General features: G+C 61.8%; 15 protein-coding genes and 2 pseudogenes. 12 read left to right on the forward strand and 5 right to left on the reverse strand.

Going from position 1 to position 17,995, the window contains the following annotated elements; all coding sequences use genetic code 11:
* Window positions 1–28 precede the first annotated feature (28 nt).
* The 3 genes from betC (at window position 29) to PSH57_RS00350 (ending at window position 4,230) form a co-directional block, all read left to right on the forward strand.
* Window positions 29–1,543: a choline-sulfatase gene (betC, locus tag PSH57_RS00340; RefSeq protein WP_305387153.1), complete on the forward strand. Its 1,515-nt coding sequence runs from the start codon at window positions 29–31 to the stop codon at window positions 1,541–1,543.
* Window positions 1,544–1,558: 15 nt separating this feature from the next.
* A complete protein-coding gene (gene choX / locus PSH57_RS00345; protein ID WP_305387155.1) occupies window positions 1,559–2,476 on the forward strand; it encodes a choline ABC transporter substrate-binding protein in 918 nt (305 codons plus the stop codon).
* A 185-nt stretch (window positions 2,477–2,661) separates the two neighbouring features.
* The gene (locus PSH57_RS00350) at window positions 2,662–4,230 is read left to right on the forward strand and encodes a SulP family inorganic anion transporter (protein WP_305387157.1); all 1,569 of its coding nucleotides are present in this window, start codon (window positions 2,662–2,664) and stop codon (window positions 4,228–4,230) included.
* A gap of 141 nt (window positions 4,231–4,371) precedes the next feature.
* Here PSH57_RS00350 and aroE read toward each other — a convergent pair whose 3' ends face one another.
* Together aroE and hemF are read right to left on the reverse strand one after the other, a co-directional pair.
* The gene (aroE, locus tag PSH57_RS00355) at window positions 4,372–5,193 is read right to left on the reverse strand and encodes a shikimate dehydrogenase (protein ID WP_305387158.1); all 822 of its coding nucleotides are present in this window, start codon (window positions 5,191–5,193) and stop codon (window positions 4,372–4,374) included.
* A 13-nt stretch (window positions 5,194–5,206) separates the two neighbouring features.
* Window positions 5,207–6,121, reverse strand: a complete 915-nt coding sequence (hemF, locus tag PSH57_RS00360) for an oxygen-dependent coproporphyrinogen oxidase (protein ID WP_305387159.1) — start codon at window positions 6,119–6,121, stop codon at window positions 5,207–5,209.
* Between the two features lie 163 nt (window positions 6,122–6,284).
* On the opposite strand from hemF, the gene PSH57_RS00365 reads away from it, so the two are divergent.
* Window positions 6,285–7,262, forward strand: coding sequence for an NADPH:quinone reductase (locus PSH57_RS00365; protein ID WP_305387161.1), 978 nt, complete (start codon window positions 6,285–6,287; stop codon window positions 7,260–7,262).
* Window positions 7,263–7,409: 147 nt separating this feature from the next.
* On the opposite strand, the gene tsaC is transcribed toward PSH57_RS00365, so the two are convergent.
* From tsaC to PSH57_RS00380, 3 genes and pseudogenes are all read right to left on the reverse strand, one after another.
* Window positions 7,410–7,967: an L-threonylcarbamoyladenylate synthase type 1 TsaC gene (tsaC, locus tag PSH57_RS00370; RefSeq protein WP_305387162.1), complete on the reverse strand. Its 558-nt coding sequence runs from the start codon at window positions 7,965–7,967 to the stop codon at window positions 7,410–7,412.
* A gap of 60 nt (window positions 7,968–8,027) precedes the next feature.
* Window positions 8,028–9,124, reverse strand: a pseudogene (dprA, locus tag PSH57_RS00375) (DNA-processing protein DprA).
* A 79-nt stretch (window positions 9,125–9,203) separates the two neighbouring features.
* Entirely contained in the window at window positions 9,204–10,229 is a 1,026-nt protein-coding gene (locus PSH57_RS00380; protein WP_305387164.1) for a LysM peptidoglycan-binding domain-containing protein, read from the reverse strand.
* Between the two features lie 160 nt (window positions 10,230–10,389).
* Between PSH57_RS00380 and def the strand changes: the two genes are divergently transcribed.
* From def to PSH57_RS00420, 8 genes and pseudogenes are all read left to right on the forward strand, one after another.
* Window positions 10,390–10,896, forward strand: coding sequence for a peptide deformylase (gene def / locus PSH57_RS00385; protein WP_092167761.1), 507 nt, complete (start codon window positions 10,390–10,392; stop codon window positions 10,894–10,896).
* A gap of 69 nt (window positions 10,897–10,965) precedes the next feature.
* Window positions 10,966–11,925, forward strand: coding sequence for a methionyl-tRNA formyltransferase (fmt, locus tag PSH57_RS00390; protein WP_305416263.1), 960 nt, complete (start codon window positions 10,966–10,968; stop codon window positions 11,923–11,925).
* Window positions 11,922–13,232, forward strand: coding sequence for a 16S rRNA (cytosine(967)-C(5))-methyltransferase RsmB (rsmB, locus tag PSH57_RS00395; RefSeq protein ID WP_305387166.1), 1,311 nt, complete (start codon window positions 11,922–11,924; stop codon window positions 13,230–13,232). The genes fmt and rsmB overlap by 4 nt, the downstream gene beginning before the upstream one ends.
* A gap of 24 nt (window positions 13,233–13,256) precedes the next feature.
* Window positions 13,257–14,630, forward strand: coding sequence for a Trk system potassium transporter TrkA (gene trkA / locus PSH57_RS00400; RefSeq protein WP_305387168.1), 1,374 nt, complete (start codon window positions 13,257–13,259; stop codon window positions 14,628–14,630).
* A 179-nt stretch (window positions 14,631–14,809) separates the two neighbouring features.
* Entirely contained in the window at window positions 14,810–15,121 is a 312-nt protein-coding gene (locus PSH57_RS00405) for a tetratricopeptide repeat protein (protein WP_047229821.1), read from the forward strand.
* Window positions 15,122–15,500: 379 nt separating this feature from the next.
* Window positions 15,501–16,115 (forward strand): alpha/beta fold hydrolase, encoded by a 615-nt coding sequence (locus PSH57_RS00410; RefSeq protein WP_305387169.1) that lies wholly within the window; start codon window positions 15,501–15,503, stop codon window positions 16,113–16,115.
* A 345-nt stretch (window positions 16,116–16,460) separates the two neighbouring features.
* A pseudogene (locus tag PSH57_RS29125) lies at window positions 16,461–16,937 on the forward strand (hypothetical protein); the annotation flags it as partial.
* A gap of 338 nt (window positions 16,938–17,275) precedes the next feature.
* Complete coding sequence (locus PSH57_RS00420; RefSeq protein WP_305387170.1) at window positions 17,276–17,926, forward strand: DUF2459 domain-containing protein; 651 nt, start codon at window positions 17,276–17,278, stop codon at window positions 17,924–17,926.
* Window positions 17,927–17,995 lie beyond the last annotated feature (69 nt).

Here is a 17,995-nt window from a genome sequence, read left to right on the forward strand (position 1 = left end):
ACTGTTTACTATGGAATGCCGCGAATACATGAAGCGCAAGAACATTCTTTTCATCATGGCCGATCAAATGGCCGCGCCAATGTTGCCGATCTACGGTCCTTCGCCGATCAAGCTGCCGAATCTGTCGCGCCTGGCCGAGCAGGGCGTGGTGTTCGACGCCGCGTATTGCAACAGCCCACTCTGCGCACCGTCGCGCTTTACCCTGGTGAGCGGCCAGTTGCCCAGCAAGATCGGCGCCTACGATAACGCGGCGGACTTTCCTGCGGACGTCCCGACGTACGCCCACTACCTGCGGCGCCTGGGTTATCGCACGGCGCTGTCCGGCAAGATGCACTTTTGCGGGCCGGACCAGTTGCATGGCTATGAAGAACGCCTGACCAGTGACATTTATCCGGCCGATTACGGCTGGTCTGTGAACTGGGACGAGCCCGACGTGCGGCCAAGCTGGTACCACAACATGTCTTCGGTGTTGCAGGCCGGCCCGTGCGTGCGCACCAACCAGCTGGACTTTGACGAAGAGGTGGTGTTCAAGGCCCAGCAGTATCTGTTCGATCACATCCGCGAGGATGGCGACCAGCCGTTCTGCCTGACGGTGTCCATGACCCACCCCCACGACCCGTACACCATTCCCAAGACCTTCTGGGATATGTATGACGACAAGGACATCCCGCTGCCGCAAACCCCGGCGCAGACGGAACTCGACCCGCATTCCCAGCGCCTGCTGAAAGTGTATGACCTGTGGGACAAGCCACTGCCTGTGGATAAGATCCGTGATGCTCGCCGCGCGTACTTCGGTGCATGCAGCTACATTGACAGCAACGTCGGCAAGTTACTGCAAACCCTGGAAGACACCGGCTTGATGGAGGACACGATCATCGTGTTCTCCGGTGATCATGGAGACATGCTCGGTGAAAAAGGCCTCTGGTACAAAATGCACTGGTTCGAGATGGCAGCTCGTGTCCCCCTGTTGATCAGCGCACCGGGCCAGTTCGCCAGCGGGCGAGTCGGTGCGGCGGTGTCCACTGCCGACTTGCTGCCGACCCTGGTGGAGTTGGCCGGTGGCACGCTGGAGCCCGGACTGGCGCTGGATGGCCGGTCGCTGGTGCCCCATCTGCAGGGGCAGGGCGGTCATGACGAGGTCTTTGGTGAGTACATGGCCGAAGGCACCATCAGCCCATTGATGATGATCCGTCGTGGTCCATGGAAATTCATCTACAGCGAGGATGATCCGTGCCTGCTGTTCGATCTGCGTAATGACCCCAAAGAACTGGAAGACCTCAGCCAATCGGCTGAACATCAGTCCCTGTTCGCGGATTTTCTCGCCGAGGCGCGAGCCAAATGGGATATCCCGGCCATTCATCAACAGGTGCTCGCCAGTCAGCGACGCCGGCGTTTCGTCGCTCACGCGTTGACCCTGGGCAAACTCAAGAGCTGGGATCACCAGCCGCTGGTGGACGCCAGCCAGCAATACATGCGCAACCACATTGACCTCGACGATCTGGAGCGCAAGGCCCGTTATCCACAACCCTGCCAAAACCAATAATGTAAGGGGAAGCACATGCAAAAGTTATCCACAGTACTGACCGCTGGGCTGTTGGCGCTTAGCAGTTCGGCGTGGGCCGAGCAAAGCTGCGAGACGGTAAAGATGGCCGACCCGGGTTGGAGCGACATCGCCGCGACCAACGCGATCACCGGTTTTCTGCTCGATGGCATGGGCTATAAGGCCAAGGTCGACACCCTCGCGGTGCCGATCACCTTCGGCGGTCTCAAGGACGGTCAGGTTGATGTGTTCCTGGGTAACTGGATGCCGGCGCAGCAAGGGTTCTACGACAAGTTCGTGGCCAATGGCGATGTCACGCAACTGGCCAAGAACCTGGACGGCACCGAGTTCACCCTGGCGGTCCCGGATTACGTGTGGGACGCCGGTGTGCATAACTTCGCTGACCTGAACAAATTCGCCGATAAGTTCGACAAGAAGATATACGGGATTGGCTCCGGCGCCCCGGCCAACCTGTCCTTGAAGGAAATCATCAAGACCAATGATTTCGGCATGGGCGAATGGAAACTGGTGGAATCGAGCGAGCAGGCCATGCTCGCGGAAGTCTCCCGGGCGGTGAGGAAACAGAAGTTCGTGACCTTCCTTGGCTGGACGCCACACCCTATGAACGTGCAGCTGAAAATGCACTACCTCAAGGGCGGCGAGAAGTACTTCGGCGACACGGGCAGCGTTTATACATTGACCCGCAAGGGTTATGCACAGGCCTGCCCGAACGTCGGCAAGCTGTTGACCAACCTGAGCTTCACCCAGGAAATGGAAAACAGCATCATGGCCGAGGTGGTGAACAAGAAAGTCAGCAACGCCGAAGCGGCCCAGGCCTGGATCAAAGCCAACCCGGCGGTGCTGGATAAATGGCTGGACGGTGTGAAAACCCTGGATGGCAAGGATGCGTTGGCGGCGGTGAAGGCCAAGCTCTGACAATCATGTGCTCCGCGGGAATCTATGTGGGAGCAAGGCTTGCCCGCGATGAAGACAACTCGGTCTTTCAGAGACCGAGGTGCCTGTTTCGCGAGCAAGCCTTGCTCCCACATAAATCCCCTCGGCACAGGGAGAATGGCGCCTTGTCCTGATACTCTTGCGCCAAACCCGATCCTTGAGGCCCCATGGCATTGCCCACCCGCCATTCACTCTTTCCGTTCCTGAGCTGGCTGCCCCGGCAGACCCGCGCCAGTGTCGGCCGTGACCTGATCGTCGGTCTGAGCGGTGCGATTCTCGCGTTGCCGCAGTCGATTGCCTACGCCCTGATTGCCGGACTACCACCGGAATACGGTTTATATGCGGCGATTGTGCCGGTGCTGATCGCCTGCTTGTGGGGGTCGTCATGGCACCTGATATGCGGCCCTACGGCGGCGATTTCCATTGTCCTGTATGCCAGCGTCAGTCCCCTGGCCATGCCGGCCAGCCAGGACTACGTCACCTTGATCCTGTTGCTGACGGTGCTGGCGGGGGTTTTCCAATGGCTGCTGGGGCTGTTGCGTTTCGGCGCGCTGGTGAATTTCGTCTCACACTCGGTGGTGTTGGGTTTCACCCTGGGCGCAGCGGTGGTAATCGCCCTGGGACAGTTGCCCAACCTGCTGGGTCTTGATCTGCCCAACGAAGCCACGGCGTTGAAGGGGCTGCTGATGTTGGCCAGCCATATCGAGGCTGTGGATAAGCCTTCTCTGTTTCTCGGTTTGGGCACGCTGGTGATGGGCGTCGTGCTCAAACGGCTGCTGCCGCGCTGGCCGAGCCTGTTGATAACTTTAGTCATCAGCAGCCTGGTGGTCTGGCTATGGCCGGGGATGTTCGGGCATGTCGCGTTGGTCAGCGCCTTTGCCGGGCGCTTGCCGCCTTTCTCTGCGCTGCCGCTGGACCTGGATCTGATCCTGCGCCTGCTGCCCGGTGCCGTTGCGGTGGGCATGCTCGGGTTGGTGACCAGCCTGTCCATTGCCCGCTCGTTGTCAGTACGCTCGGGGCAGTTACTCGATGCGAACCAGGAGGTCAGGGCGCAGGGGCTTTCCAATATTGTGGGAGGGTTCTTTTCCGGTTCCTTGTCAGCGGGTTCCTTTACCCGTTCCGGCCTCAGTTATGAAGCCGGCGCCTGCTCGCCCCTGGCGGGGGTTTTCTCGGCACTGTGGGTGGCCTTGTTTGCGGTAACCGGTGCCAAGCTGATTTCGCACATTCCGATACCGGCCATGGCCGGCAGCATTCTGCTGATTGCCTGGGGCCTGGTGGACTATCGCGGCGTCCGGGCGTTGTTTCGCGTGAGCCGCGCCGAATTCGTGGTGATGAGCCTCACCTGTCTGGCCACGCTGCTGCTGGAGCTGCAAACCGCCATCTACGCCGGTGTGCTGGCGTCGCTGTTTTTCTACCTCAAGCGCACCTCACAACCGCGGGTACAACATTCCTGTGAGGGGGAAGCTGACATCCTGCGGGTCGGCGGTTCGATCTTTTTTGGTGCCAGCCACTACCTGCAAGTGCGCCTGCAACGGTTGCAGGCACAACGGGTGGTGATCGATGCGCAGCAGATTAACTTTATTGATTATTCCGGCGTGGAAATGCTGCACCAGGAAGCCCGGCGCTTGCGCATGCAGGGGCGCAGCCTGACGTTGCGCAGGGCCAGGCCCCATGTGGTGGAGGAGTTGAAGAAGCTGGAAGGGCCGGAGCACTGTCCGATCCATTTTGAAGACTAGGGCTTAAGGTAGAAACACCCTGTGGCGAGGGGATTTAGCGAAACGTCGCACCGCCCCGCTGGGGCGCGAAGCGGCCCTGGTTTTTTGGGACTGCTTCGCAGTCCAACGGGGATAAATCCCCTCGCCGCAACAGTCTGTAGCCTACAGTGCGAGCTGGCGCCGCAATTCGGCCAGCACCGGCGCGGTGTCCGGGCGTACCCCACGCCACAGGTAGAACGCTTCGCCCGCCTGTTCGGCCAGCATGCCCAAGCCGTCCATCGCCACCGCCGCGCCCTGTTCACTGGCCCAGCGACAGAACGAAGTAGGTTCCTTGCCATACATCATGTCGTAGCAGAACGTCATGCCGGGTTCGATCAAACTTGCGGCAATCGGCGGAACATCGCCGGACAGGCTCGCCGATGTGGCGTTGATAATCAGGTCCACGGGCTCTTGCAGCCAGTCGAAACCGCTGGCCGAGACCGGGCCCAGGTCCGCGAACAACTCGGCCAGCAATTCGGCTTTTTCCACCGTGCGGTTGGCGATGATCACCGAGGCTGGCGCTTCGGCCAGCAGCGGCTCCAAGGCGCCGCGCACGGCGCCGCCGGCTCCCAGTAACAGGATGCGTTTACCCTTGAGGTTTAAACCTGCGTTGACGGTCAGGTCCCGTACCAGTCCGGCGCCATCGGTGTTGTCACCCAACAGGCGGCCGTCGGCCAGCTTGCTCAGCGTGTTCACCGCCCCGGCCCGCTGGGCTCGCTCGGTCAGGCTGTCGGCCAAGCGGAAGGCATCTTCCTTGAACGGCACGGTGACATTCGCCCCACGACCTTCGCGGAAGAATTCCCGCGCGCAACCGGCGAAATCGTCCAAGGGCGCCAGCAGCGTGCTGTAGTCCAGCGCTTGCCCGGTCTGTTCGGCAAAGAGACGGTGGATCAGCGGCGATTTGCTGTGGCCGATCGGGTTGCCCATTACAACGTAGTGATCCATGGAAACTCCCCCGTCAGGCCGTCGCCAGCCAATCACGATCCTGCAGGAAGTACTCGGTCAGCCGCGCCTCTTCGCTGCCCGGTTCGGCTTTCCAGTCATAGCCCCAGCGCACTTGCGGCGGCAGGGACATCAGGATCGACTCGGTACGCCCGCCCGATTGCAGCCCGAACAGGGTGCCGCGGTCGTAGACCAGGTTGAACTCCACGTAGCGTCCGCGGCGAAACTCCTGGAATTCCCTTTGTTTGGCTGTGAACGGATCCTGCTTGCGGCGGCGCACGATAGGCAGGTAAGCCTCGATGTAGGCATCGCCGATGGCGCGCATGAAGGCGAAGCTGGTGTCGAAATCCCACTCGTTCAGGTCATCGAAAAACAGGCCGCCGATGCCTCGGGGCTCGTTGCGATGCTTGATATGGAAATAGCTGTCGCACCAGGCCTTGTAGCGCGAATACACGTCGGGGCCGAACGGGGCACAGGCCTGCTCGGCAACGCGGTGCCAATGCACGCAGTCTTCTGCCACGCCATAGTACGGTGTCAGGTCGAAGCCACCGCCGAACCACCAGACCGGCTCTTCGCCTTCCTTTTCGGCGATGAAAAAACGCACATTGGCGTGGGACGTCGGAACATGAGGGTTGTGGGGATGGATGACCAATGACACGCCCAGGGCTTCAAAGCCGCGCCCGGCCAGTTCCGGCCGATGGGCGCTGGCCGAGGGTGGGAGGCCGCTGCCGAAGACGTGGGAAAAGTTGACGCCGCCCTTTTCGATCAGCGTACCGTTTTCAATTACTCGCGTGCGACCGCCACCACCGGCGGGGCGGGTCCAGGCATCTTCGACGAAACGAGTGCCGCCGTCTTCGGTTTCCAGGGCCGCACAGATGCGGTCTTGCAGGTCGAGCAGGTAGGCTTTCACGGCCTCGGTGCGAGTGGTCATGACATCACCTTGATCAGGGCTGCGCTACGCGGCTTGCAGCGGGCCGGTGGCAAATGGGCGCACAGGATACCACCGCACTTGCCTACGCCACAGTTGACGAAGGTCAAGCTTAGGAGTCCGATAGCAGGCTTGGTAAAAAGTCCACGGCAAGGAGAAAGTGAAGATGGCCAAACGTATCCAGTTCAGTTCCCACGGCGGCCCCGAAGTGCTCAAGTACGTGGGCTACCAGCCTGCCGAGCCGGGCCCGCAGCAGGTGCGGGTCAGCAACAAGGCGATCGGCCTGAACTTCATCGATACCTATTACCGCAGCGGCCTTTACCCGCCACCGGCCCTGCCGTCGGGCTTGGGGGCCGAGGGAGCGGGGGTGGTCGAGGCGGTCGGCTCAGACGTCACGCGGTTCAAGGTCGGTGACCGGGTAGCCTATGGCAGCGGTCCGCTGGGGGCCTACAGCGACGTGCATGTGTTGCCCGAGGCCAACCTGGTGCATTTGCCCGAATCCATCAGTTTCGAACAGGCGGCTGGGGTAATGCTCAAGGGCCTGACCGTGCAATACCTGTTACGTCAGACCTATGAGCTCAAAGGGGGGGAAACCATCCTGTTCCATGCCGCCGCCGGTGGCGTGGGTTCTTTGGCCTGCCAGTGGGCCAAGGCCCTGGGCGTGAAGCTGATCGGCACCGTCAGCTCAGCGGAAAAAGCCGCAATCGCCGAATCCCACGGCGCTTGGGAAACCATCGACTACAGCAAGGAAAACGTCGTACAGCGGGTGCTGGAGCTGACCGACGGCAAGAAAGTCCCGGTGGTCTATGACGGTGTCGGCAAGGACACCTGGTTGACCTCCCTGGACTGCATAGCGCCCCGTGGCCTGCTGGTGAGTTTCGGCAATGCTTCCGGTGCGGTGGAGGGCGTGAACCTGGGGATACTCGCGGCCAAAGGCTCGCTGTACGTCACCCGCCCGACCCTGGCGACGTACGCCAATAACGCCGAGAACCTGCAGCGCATGGCCGATGAGCTGTTCGGCATGATCAGCAGCGGCAAACTCACGGTGGATATCAACCAGCGCTATCCACTGGCCGAAGCGGCCAAGGCCCAGGCCGAGTTGTCGGCGCGGCGTACAACCGGGTCGACCATTCTTTTGCCCTGATTCAGAGGTTGCTAAAGAACCTGTGGGAGCGGGCTTGCTCGCGAAAGCGGTGGGTCAGCTTGCATCAATGTTGGATGTGCCGACGCCTTCGCGAGCAAGCCCGCTCCCACACTTGCTCTGTGTTGAGCATGGAGCTTGTGTTCGGGCTCAGTCCGGCCGCACGACCTTGCCGCTGGCCAGGTCGCGAATCACGCTGGGGTTCTTGCGCCCGCCCAGGTTGCCGCCCAGCACCAGGTCGATCTGCCCGCGAAAATACTGCTCGACGCGAATCCGCGTGCGCGCTGCCGGGCGGCCCTGAGGGTTGGCCGAGGTGGACACCAGCGGCCCGACCAACGAGCACAAGTCCCGCACGGTGGGATGGTCGCTGACCCGCAGCGCGACGGTGTCGTGTACCCCGGTAATCCATTCCGGCAGCAGGTTCTGGTGCGGCACCAACCAGGTATTGGGCCCCGGCCACGTGCTGGCCATGCGGTCCATCCAGGTTTCAGGGAAATCTTCGAACAGAAAGTCGAACTGGTGGATATTGTCAGCTACCAGAATCAAACCCTTATCGGGCAGCCGCGACTTGATCGCCAGCAGGCGCTCCACCGCGTCTTCGTTCCACGGGTCGCAGCCCAGGCCCCAGACCGCTTCGGTTGGATAGGCAATCACCGCCCCGGCGCGAATTTCTCGCGCGGCTTGTTGCACACGCCAACTGTTGACCATGAAAGACTCTCCACAACGCAAATAAGGCTGTGCGCAGTTTACCGATCTTCCCCATAAAACCTAGCGTGCAAACCAGCGCCCGGTGTCACAGACCGCCCGTCCCTCCATTTCCAGTTCAGTCAGCGCCGCCAGTACTTTGGGCAAGCCCCAGCCACTGGCGTCGGCCAGCGCTTCGCTGGTAAGCGGCGCGGCATGGAGCAAGCGCAACAGCGGATGGGTGACGGGCGCCGGTTCCATGGACAGCGGCAACTGTTGCCAACCCCGCAATGCTTCAAGGATGTGCTCGACGGTTTCCCACCAGCGCCGCACCGTCGCGGATCAACTGATGACAGCCCTTGGCGCCGGGGTGATGGATCGACCCCGGAATGGCGTACACCTCGCGGCCTTGTTCGGCCGCCAAGCGTGCGGTGATCAGCGAACCGCTGGCGATACTGGCCTCCACCACCAGCACGCCGAGGGACAAGCCGCTGATGATCCGGTTGCGACGAGGAAAGTTGCTGGCGTGGGGCGGCGCGTCCAGCGGGAACTCCGACAGCACCGCGCTGCCTTGGGCGATCATCGCGTCCGCCAGCCGACGATTGCGCTGTGGATAAAAATTTTCCAGCCCCGTGCCCAGCACGCCAATTGTCTGCCCGCCCACATCCAGTGCCGCTTGATGGGCCGCCGCGTCGATGCCCAGGGCCAGGCCGCTGGTGATGACAAAACCGGCACCCGGCCAGGCTTCGGGAAAACGCCGCGGCCGTGTCCATGCCCGGTCGCGATGCCCGGCGGCTGCCGACCATTGCCAACTGTGGTTTTTCCAGAATGGTCGCGTTGCCGGCGACGAACAACAGCGGTGGCGCATCGCTGATCTGTGCCAGCAGCGCGGGGTAGTCAGGCTGGTCCCACATCAGTAAATGCTGGGCCGAACGCTCCAACCAGGCCAATGCATGGGCTGCACCGTCACGCACATCCGGGTTGCGCCGTGCCTCGGCGCACGCCGAGGGCAACCTCAGCGCTCGCCAGGCGCTGGCCGGTGCGCTGATGGCTTTGGAGGCCGAGCCAAAGGCCTCCATCAGGGTCATGAAACGTTTGGGGCCCAGTTCCGGCAAGCGGTGCAGGCGCAGACGGGCCTCCAGTTCCGCCGGGGAAACCGAAGCAGATTCAGGCAATGACATGGATCATCCTTGATCGTTATTAAGCCCGTCGAAACGGGAACAAGCTGTGGATAACTCTGTTGGTAACTTGTGAGACACGTTATGGATTGCGCACTTTGTCGAATACCGCCAGCGAGCGCGAGGCGTAGAGCACCAAGCCATAGCTGAGCTTGTCGTAGGTGCGAAAAACCATCAGCAGGCCAGCACGTTCATCCGGGATTTTCACCCGCTCGCCGGTGATGCGGTCGCGCACGGTCTCGCCGGTCTTCATCACCGCCAGCACGTTGCCTTCGGCCAGCCCGTCGCGACGCCCCTTGTTCAGGGTGACCACGTCCAGGGCGCCAATCTGGGTGACGCCTCGGGGTACATCGAGGATCAGCCCGTTGATGTCCGATTGCGGTGCGCTGGGCATGAACGTCGAGTTGATCGAGCGTTCTTCGCCACTGAACAGGCGATCACCGAGGCGCACCTCCTGGGTTGTGCGTTGCAGGGCCAGGGTCGTGACGTCGCCTTCGCTCGCCACGACTTCACCGCTGCCGATGTCGTCGGCGTTGATGCCCAGGAACTCCTTGGTTTCGGGATCGGTGTAGACCTTGCCCTGCCGAAAGATGCCATACGCCGACTGGTTCGCGTCGAATGGGCCGCGGGCAAAGATCCGGTCTCCCGCGCCGCTGAGGACCCGTTCGGCATTGCCGGCAACAATGTAGGGCGCCTTGTCGAAATCCTCGGCCGTGTCGACGATGCGGTTGCTCAGCAAAAAGCTATTGATGGCCTGCAGCGGGATGCTCGGGATCGCCTCGGCCACCGGCGAGCTGCGAATGCGCGGTGACAGCTTGATGGTGCCCCGCGAAGCGCCGCGATGGAGGGTCAGCCGCGGTTGGCCGTTGACGTAGACCAGCGACAGGGTGTCGCCGGGATAAATCAGGTTGGGGTTTTCGATCTGTGGGTTGGCTTGCCAGAGCTCGGGCCATTTCCACGGTTCACGCAAGTATTTGCCGGAGATGTCCCACAGCGTGTCCCCCGTCACCACTGTGTATTGCTGGGGAAAACCTTCCCGAAGTTGCACTTGCCCGTGCGCGATACCGGCCGAGGCCAGAAGCAGCAGGGCGAGTAGTGATTTCCTCATGCGGTGAATCCCTTTATTATGTGCGTTCGCGTAAAACGCCAGAGCCCCCGTGGCTCGCTCCGTAAGATGTGAGGAGCAACGTTTTACAACGGTAGCCTGCATCCCAAGACACGCCAGGCCTGCCACCCGACTTTACCTCACACGTGCATTTATCAAGCTTATGGCCATTTTGAACATTCTCGAATTTCCGGACCCGCGCCTGCGCACTATCGCCAAACCGGTGGCCGTAGTGGACGACGAAGTGCGTCAGTTGGTCGATGACATGTTTGAAACAATGTATGAGGCGCCAGGCATCGGCCTCGCCGCGACTCAGGTCAACGTGCACAAGCGTATCGTCGTGATGGACCTTTCCGAAGACCGCAGCGAGCCCCGGGTGTTCATCAACCCCGAGTTCGAAACCCTGACCGACGAGATGGACCAGTACCAGGAAGGCTGTCTCTCGGTGCCGGGCTTCTACGAAAACGTCGACCGCCCGCAGAAGGTCAGGATCAAGGCCCTGGACCGGGATGGCCAGCCTTACGAACTGATCGCCGAAGGGTTGCTGGCGGTGTGCATCCAGCATGAGTGTGACCACCTCAACGGCAAGCTGTTCGTGGACTACCTGTCTACCCTCAAGCGTGACCGGATCAAGAAAAAACTGGAAAAACTGCATCGCCAGAATGCTTGACGCCCCCTTCAAAGGCTTGCCGCGGCAAGCCTTTTTCTTTTGCGACTGCTTTGTAAATGAGAGCTTCCCATGACTGAGCCACTGCGCATCGTCTTTGCCGGCACTCCCGAGTTCGCCGCTGAACACCTCAAGGCCCTGCTGGCCAGCCCCCATGAAATCATCGCGGTCTACACCCAGCCGGATCGGCCGGCCGGTCGCGGGCAAAAACTGATGCCCAGCCCGGTCAAGCAACTGGCCCTGGAGAACGGTCTGCAGGTATTGCAGCCGCCGACCTTGCGGGACGCTCAGGCCCAGGCCGAATTGGCCGCGCTCAAGCCCGACTTGATGGTGGTGGTCGCCTACGGCCTGATCCTGCCCCAAGTGGTGCTGGATATCCCGCGCCTGGGTTGCATCAACAGCCACGCCTCGCTGCTGCCACGCTGGCGCGGTGCGGCGCCGATCCAGCGCGCCGTGCAAGCCGGTGATGCCGAGAGCGGCGTCACGGTGATGCGCATGGAAGCCGGCCTGGACACCGGGCCGATGCTGCTCAAGGTCAGCACGCCCATCAGCGCCGAAGACACCGGCGGCAGCCTGCACGACCGCCTCGCGCTCATCGGCCCGCCGGCCGTGGTCCAGGCCATTGCCGGCCTGGCCGCCGGTACGCTGGAAGGCGAAGTGCAGGATGACAGCCTCGCCACCTACGCGCACAAACTGAACAAGGACGAGGCGCGTATCGACTGGAGCCGCCCGGCCATCGAACTGGAACGCCTGGTGCGAGCCTTCAACCCGTGGCCGATCTGCCACAGCACCTTGAACGGCGAGGCCCTGAAAGTGCTGGCGGCCAGCTGCGCCGAGGGGCAGGGCGCGCCGGGTGAAATCCTCGGTGCCAGCAAGGACGGCCTCGTTGTCGCCTGTGGTGAGCAGGCGCTGTGTCTGACACGTCTGCAATTGCCCGGTGGCAAGGCGCTGAACTTCAGCGATTTGTACAACAGCCGCCGTGAGAAATTTGCCGTCGGCACGCTGCTGGGCCAAGTGGCGGACGCTTCATGAACCCGCGTCTGGCCGCCGCCAAGGCACTTGCCGCGGTCCTGAGCGGAAAAGCCTCACTCAACAGCTCCCTGCCGACCCAACTGGACAAGGTTGAAGACCGCGATCGCGGTTTCACCCAGGACCTGGCGTTCGGCACCGCCCGTTGGCAGCCGCGGCTGTCGGCCCTGGCGGCCAAGCTGCTGCAGAAACCGTTCAAGGCCGCCGATGCCGACGTTGAAGCACTGCTGCTGGTGGGGCTCTATCAATTGCTCTACACCCGCGTGCCTGCCCACGCCGCCATCGGTGAAACCGTAGGCTGCGCCGACAAACTGAAAAAGCCGTGGGCCAAGGCCCTGCTCAATGCCGTGCTGCGCCGCGCCCAACGGGAAAGCGAAGCCCTGCTGGCTGAGCTGGAACACGACCCAGTGGTGCGCACCGCCCACCCGCGCTGGCTGCAAAAATCCCTGAAGGCCTTCTGGCCCGAGCAATGGGAAGCCATCTGCGCGGCCAACAATGCCCATCCGCCGATGATCCTGCGGGTCAACCGTCGCCACCATACGCGCGATGCCTACCTGGCGTTACTGGGCGAGGCGGGCATCCCGGCCATCCCGTGCCAGTACAGCCGCGACGGCATCGTGCTGGAAACCCCCGGTGATGTACGCACGCTGCCGGGCTTTGCCGACGGCTGGATCAGCGTCCAGGACGAAGCCGCGCAGTTGGCTGCCGACCTGCTGGAGCTGGCGCCCGGCCAACGCGTGCTGGATGCCTGCTGCGCACCGGGTGGCAAGACCTGCCACATCCTTGAGGCCGAGCCGAAGCTGGCCGGCGTGGTGGCGGTGGACCTGGAAGCCAAGCGCCTGGTGCGCGTGAAGGAAAACCTCGAGCGCCTTGGCCTGGACGCCGAACTGATCGCCGCCGATGGCCGTGACACCGCCAGTTGGTGGGACGGCAAGCCATTCCAGCGCATCCTGCTGGACGCACCGTGTTCGGCCACCGGCGTGATCCGCCGTCATCCCGACATCAAGCTCACCCGTCAGCCGGACGATATCGCCGCACTGGCGGTATTGCAGGGGCAATTGCTCGACGCCCTGTGGATAACCCTGGAAGTCGGCGGCATGCTGCTGTATGCCACCTGTTCGACATTGCCGACCGAGAACACCGAAGTGATCGAAGCCTTCCTCGCCCGTACCCCCGGTGCCCGGGAGCTGGACATTGCCAGCCAGGCCGGGGTGAAGCAGCTCCATGGCCGGCAGTTGCTGGCCCAAGAGGGCGGCCACGACGGGTTCTACTACGCCAAACTGATCAAGATCGCCGCCGCACGCGGTTAAAACCGATTCGATAGGAGTGACCGGATGAAAATCATCATCCTCGGCGCAGGGCAGGTCGGCGGTTCGCTGGCTGAACATCTGGCCAGTGAAGCCAACGACATCACCGTGGTCGACACCGACGGTGAACGCCTGCGCGATCTCGGTGACCGCCTCGACATCCGCACCGTACAGGGCCGTGGCTCATTGCCTACGGTGCTGCGTCAGGCCGGTGCCGACGATGCCGACATGCTGGTGGCTGTCACCAACAGCGATGAAACCAACATGGTGGCCTGCCAGGTCGCTCACACGCTGTTCCACACCCCGACCAAGATCGCCCGGGTGCGCGAGGCGGCCTACCTGACCCGCGCCGATCTGTTCGACAACGAAGCGATCCCGGTCGATGTACTGATCAGCCCCGAGCAAGTGGTGACCAACTACATCAAGCGCCTGATCGAACACCCGGGCGCCTTGCAGGTGATCGACTTTGCCGAAGGCAAGGCGCAATTGGTCGCGGTCAAGGCCTACTACGGCGGACCGCTGGTGGGCCAGCAACTGCGCCAGCTGCGCGAGCACATGCCGAACGTGGAAACGCGGGTCGCGGCAATTTTCCGCCGTGACCGGCCGATCCTGCCCCAGGGCGATACGGTGATCGAAGCGGACGACGAGGTATTTTTCATCGCCGCCAAGGCCAATATCCGCGCGGTGATGAGCGAAATGCGCCGTCTCGACGAAAACAACAAGCGCATCGTGATTGCCGGCGGCGGCCAGATCGGCGAGCGCCTGGCCGAAGCCATCGAAAGCCGCTATCAGGTCAAGATCATCGAGATGAACCCGGCGCGCTGCCGTTACCTCTCGGATAACCTCGACAGCACCGTGGTGCTGCAGGGCAGCGCCTCGGACCGTGACTTGCTGCTGGAAGAAAACATCGCCGACGCGGACATCTTCCTGGCCCTGACCAACGACGACGAAGCCAACATCATGTCCTCGCTGCTGGCCAAGCGCCTGGGGGCGAAGAAGGTGATGACCATCATCAACAACCCGGCCTACGTCGACCTGATCCAGGGTGGCGAGATCGACATCGCCATCAGCCCGCAACTGGCAACCATCGGCACCTTGCTGGCCCACGTGCGGCGCGGCGACATCGTCAGCGTACACTCCCTGCGCCGTGGCGCGGCCGAAGCCATCGAGGCGATTGCCCATGGCGACGCCAAGTCCAGCAAAGTCATCGGCAAGGCCATCCGCGACCTCGGCCTGCCGCCAGGCACCACCATCGGCGCAATCATCCGCGACGAACAAGTGCTCATCGCCCATGACGACACCATGATCCAGACCGGCGACCATGTGATCCTGTTCCTGGTGGACAAAAAGCACATTCGCGACGTCGAGAAACTGTTCCATGTGGGGTTGAGTTTCTTCTGATCCAGAATTTGCGGTGGCAGTCATGGCCTCATCGCGGGCAAGCCTTGCTCCCACAGATGTTCCACAGTCCAGACTCTGTGGAACTCCCTGTGGAGGTCTCTGTGGGAGCAAGGCTTGCCCGCGATAGCGATCTCATTCCCAACCGATCAACCCCTGACACAACAGATAAGGACGCCCCCATGCTCGACTCCCTGGAAAAAATGCTCGCCAAGGGTGTGGATAACTCCCTGCTGCGCTTCGGCCTGGGCAAGGGCTACCTGGACCTCGGCGAATTCGCCCGCGCCGCCGAACACTTCCAACGCTGCGTCGAACTCGACCCCAAGTATTCGGCGGCTTGGAAGCTACTAGGCAAGGCCCACCAAGGCCAGGGCGACCTACCGGCAGCCCGCCAAGCCTGGGAACAAGGCCTTGAAGCCGCCCGCGCCCACGGCGACAAACAGGCGGAAAAGGAAATGACCGTGTTCCTCAAGAAACTGGATCGCCACCCCTGACAAACTCTCAGCCCCAGCACAGCCCCCGTGGCGAGGGAGCTTGCTCCCGCTTGACCGGGCTGGCGCTCCAGTGCGAAGCACTCACAAAAAAGCCCACCCCCCAACCCACTGCCGATCCGCTAAAAGCTCAGACAGCGCAAAATCTGTGGGAGCAAAGCTTGCTCGCGATAGCGATAGACCAGCCAAACCCGTTGTCGACTGACCTGCCCCAATCGCGAGCAAGCTTTGCTCCCACAGATTTGCGGCTTGACTGATCGGTACTAGCCAAGAACGGCCCTTCACTTGCCGGCGGCTCTCATTGCGAAGTGGTCGCCGAAGCTTGCGGCATCCGTTTGTCCTCCTGCTGACTCTTTCAATCCCACCTTCAAGGACCGAACCCGTGATTGCATCCCCCACCAAACTGCTCTTCCTGCCCGGCGCTTCTGGTAACACCCAGTTCTGGCACCCGGTTGCCGAGCGCTTGGCCCACCCGGCGCAGCAGGTCCATATCGGCTGGCCCGGCTTTGGAGACACTCCGCCCGTGCCTGGCATAACCGGCATGGAAGATCTGGCGAGGTGCGTGCTGGCCGAGATCGACCGGCCCACAGCGCTGGTGGCGCAGTCCATGGGCGGTATCGTTGCGGTGCTTGCAGCGCTTGAACGCCCTGAGCTGATCACGCACCTGACGCTGACCGTCACCTCTGGCGGGGTGAATATGTCTGATCTGGACGCGGAAGACTGGCGCCCGGATTTTGCTGCCGCCAACCCGACACTGCCGAGGTGGTTTCTCGACGACCGCACTGACCTCACGCTCCGGTTGGCCGAGTTGCGCATGCCGGTCCTGCTCCTCTGGGGAGATGCTGACCCGATCAGCCCCGTTCGTGTCGGCCAGCGCCTTGCTCAACTGTTACCCCGTGCGCAGCTACACGTTTTCCCTGGCGCCGATCACAGTCTGGGCTTTACGCATGCAGATGAGGTGGCAAGGTTGATTGAGAGACATCTGGCCTGCGGGTGAGCGGGGGGATTTGTTGCTACTGGGTTAGGGGAAAAGGAAGCAGGTGAATTAATGAAAATAAATCCGTCCCGTTTCTTGAAAAAGCCCACCCCCCATTCCACTGCCGATCCGCTAAAAGCTCAGCCGACGCAAAATCTGTGGGAGCAAAGCTTGCTCGCGATAGCGGTAGACCAGCCAAACCCGTTGTCGACAGACCTGCCCCAATCGCGAGCAAACTTTGCTCCCACAGGTTTGTGGCTTAACTGACCGGCATTCACCGCTCCCCGATCCAGCAAGATGAAATGATTTGAATCCAATCCACTCGTTGTAGAGAATCGCCACCTTTACCCCAAAAGGATGCGGGCGATGAAGTTCGAAGGGACTTTCCAATACATGGGCAATCACGGGGTCGTCTTCAACGTCTCGCAGATCACCCTCACCGACAGCGAACGCGGACGCTTGCGCGAGCTGCATTTTGGCGAAGCGAAAAGTGCCCACTATGAAGTCAACAGCAAGGTCGTCGAGGTGTACGACAAGATGCTGGCCAAAAACCTGCCGTGCGTGATGATGATCGGCATCTCCAAACCGCTCACCCGGCAACAGGGCGATGCCCTCAATACCCAGCGCACCACGATCGCCAACCTTGCAGCCACGGCCTTCACTGCCGCCGCCAAGGCCGTGGCCCCGTCTTACGTGGCGGTATCTGTAGGGGCCGGTGTGCGCACGTATGCCAATGAAATCCTGCCCACCTACCATGCGGGCGACGTACTGGTCAGCATAGAGGCGCAGGTCAACGGCGGTATCGGCCCGCAACGCACCCTCTCGACATTGATCATCAAGACCTGGCTGGAGACGTACATGTCCGTAATTACTCAATTGGTCATTGCCTTGGTGGTGTCCTTTCTGCTCGATCGATTCCTCAAACCCTATCTGCTACGCAAGTGGCTAGGCGTGGTGTTGGTGGCGGCGGGTGCGGTTGGCTGCGTTTTGGCCGGTCAGACCCGCGTGTTGGGGTTTGATCTGGGGTTGCTGTCGGCTTTTGCCGTGGCGATAGGGATGGGGTTGTTTATGAAGCGGCGGCGGTTTGAGGAGGTTGGCTGAGCGGGAAAGGCGGATGGATTAATATCAGAAAATAAATCCGTCCTCTTAAGTGGTCCCCTTAAGTGAGCGAGCCCTTGTGTATGCGCATTGTAGTGCTGGCCCTGATCCTCACGCTGTTCGGCTGCGCTACCGCGTCGGACCCGCCGAGGGGCGAGGGTGGCGATTGGCGGTCCTTCTATGTAGTGAATCATGGCCTGCATACCGGGTTGATAATTGCGCGCCCCGATCTGCTTCAGGTGCTTCCCGCACTGGCCGAAGAATTCAGCGACGGCGACTTCGTTGAGTTCGGTTGGGGTGACGAGGATTTTTACCGAGCCCCACAGGCCACCTTGAGCCTCGCTCTGCGAGCCTTGTTCGGGTCGACGGCAACCGTGCTGCATGCGGTCAAGATTGACGGGGACCCCAGGCGGCGTTTCGCCGCAAGCGAGGTCGTCGAGGTGCGGGTGACGGAGGACGGCTACCGACGACTGCTCGCGTTCGTGGCCGGGACCTTCACCCACTCAGCGACGGGCACCTTGGTGGTGCTCGGGCCTGGCCTGTATGGAGAGAGCCGGTTCTACCAGGCCGAGGGTCGCTATTCGCTGTTTTATACCTGCAATACCTGGGTCGCAGAGGCGCTGGCCGCGAGCAGTTGCCCAATGTCGCCTACGGCGGTGATTACGGCGGGGAACGTCATGTCGCAGTTACGCCGGGCGACAGCGGTCGGTGCATCTTGCTTGGTTACTCGCTAACCTGTGCCTTGACTGAAAAGGGGACAGAATTATTTGCTGGAAATAAATCTGTCCCCTTTTTGAGCGCAG

This window comes from Pseudomonas hefeiensis (genome assembly GCF_030687835.1).
Classification (GTDB): Bacteria; Pseudomonadota; Gammaproteobacteria; order Pseudomonadales; family Pseudomonadaceae; genus Aquipseudomonas; species Aquipseudomonas hefeiensis.